This is a genomic window from Streptomyces sp. NPDC047061 (genome assembly GCF_040643955.1).
Lineage (GTDB): Bacteria > Actinomycetota > Actinomycetes > Streptomycetales > Streptomycetaceae > Streptomyces.
This window is the reverse complement of the sequence record NZ_JBEYVI010000129.1, coordinates 1-1,665: the sequence shown is the minus strand read 5'-3', so window position 1 is coordinate 1,665 and position 1,665 is coordinate 1. Positions and strand designations below refer to the sequence as shown.

Sequence of the window (1,665 nt, the reverse complement as noted above, 5' to 3'; positions counted from 1 at the left end):
GTTAGCCTCGATCTTTCGTGACGGTCCGTCGGTTCCTCTGGTGGGCCGTTTCGGTCGTCCGGGCTGATCAGGGGCAGGTCTGTGGCCCGGCTGTCGCGTCGGGTGGGCGCCGGGTTCCACGGCTCCGGTCGGGGTGGTGCTGCTCGTAGGGACGGGAAGCTGCTGGTCAGCCAGGGTTCGGCAGGGCCGCGAGCCGTTGCAGGGCTTCGGTGATCACGTCGGTCCAGGGCCAGTGCTTGGCGAGGCGGAGGATGCGGCGCCGGCCGGTGGTGACGAGTTGGGCGGCGGCGGAGAACAGCCGCAGCCTCAGGCGCTTGGGTTCCCACAGCCGGGCGGGGCCGGTCAGGGCCAGCATCGGCATCCAGGCCAGTAGGTCGAGGGCGATCTGGACGATCTCCAGCCAGACCCGGTTCTGCGCGGTGTCGTGGAGAGGCAGGTTGGTGAGGCCGGTGGCGCGGGCAGCGCGGATGCGGTCCTCGGCGCGGGCCCGCTGGCGGTGCCGCAGTTCCAGCGCCGCGATCGCGGCGTCCTGGGTGTTGGTGGCGAACGCCGTCAGGCGCATGCCGTCGGCATCGGTGAAACGCAACTGGGCGCCGGGATGCGGCCGTTCCTTGCGGACGATCAGCCGCATGCCCTTGGGCCAGCCGTCCAGTACATCTCCGGCGAGTTCGGCGACCCAGGCACCGTCGCGGATCCGGCCGCCGGGTTCGACGGCCGGCGTCCACGCCGAGGCGGGGATCTTCAGCACCGCCTGATGGATCTGCTCGGTGATGGTCATGCCGACCGAGTACGACAGCCACCGGCCGCGCGCGGTGAGCCAGTCGAGGAACTTGTGGGTACCGCCGGCGGAGTCGGTGCGGATCAGGGTGCGCCGACCGCGCCGGAACTTCCTCGGCAGCTGGGCCAGCGCCAGGCGGGTCGTCTCGATGTGGTCGGTGGCGGTGTTGCTGCCCGCCCTGCCCGGCCGCAGCAGCCCCGCGACCGGCTCTCCGGTGCCGCCGCCTGCGTGGTCGACGAAGGCCATGAGCGGATGATGCCCATAGGTCTTCTTCCAGGTCCGTGTGGCGTCCTCCTTCTCGGAGTGGGCCAGCACCAGCACGCCGTCGATGTCCACGATCACCTGCCCGCCGGCGTGCGGGGCATCGGACCCGGCCAACTGCCAGATGCCGGCGCGGACTTCGGCCCGTGCGGTGCGGATGGCGGCCAGCGCCCGAGAGCCCGCTGCGGCGAGCGTGTCGACCAGGCGGGAGACGGTCGGGTCGGAGGCCACCGGCCCGAAGAGGGCCCGTTCGGCCCGCAGCATCGCGACATCGGCCAGGCAGTCCCCGCCCAGGGCGGTCGCGAGCGCAAGGTCCAACAGGATCTTGCCCGGGTCGTGCACCGCCCGCGGCTTGCACCACGGCGCCAGCGCCTGAGATATCGCCTGATCCAGGCCGGTCTTGCGGACCGTCTCCACCAACAGCACCGCACCGGCCTGCGAGACCACCGCACGACCGTTGCCCTCGACTCGGACAGGCGGATACGACCCGCTACGCTTCTTCACCCGGGGAGTGCTTCTCTCTTGGCGACGAACAGGACCTTCGACAAGCCCTATCGTCCCAGCTCAGAGGCACTCCTCGCTTATTTGATCAACCCTCGGACGGCCCCCTTCGTGAAAGCCCGAGG

The 1,665-nt window shown here is 70.8% G+C and carries 1 protein-coding gene; it reads right to left on the bottom strand.

Features of this window, described 5'->3' with window-relative positions; genetic code table 11:
* Nucleotides 1–166: 166 nt before the first annotated feature.
* Nucleotides 167–1,543: an IS1380 family transposase gene (locus tag ABZ887_RS51090; RefSeq protein WP_361306589.1), complete on the bottom strand. Its 1,377-nt coding sequence runs from the start codon at nucleotides 1,541–1,543 to the stop codon at nucleotides 167–169.
* Between the last annotated feature and the right edge of the window lie 122 nt (nucleotides 1,544–1,665).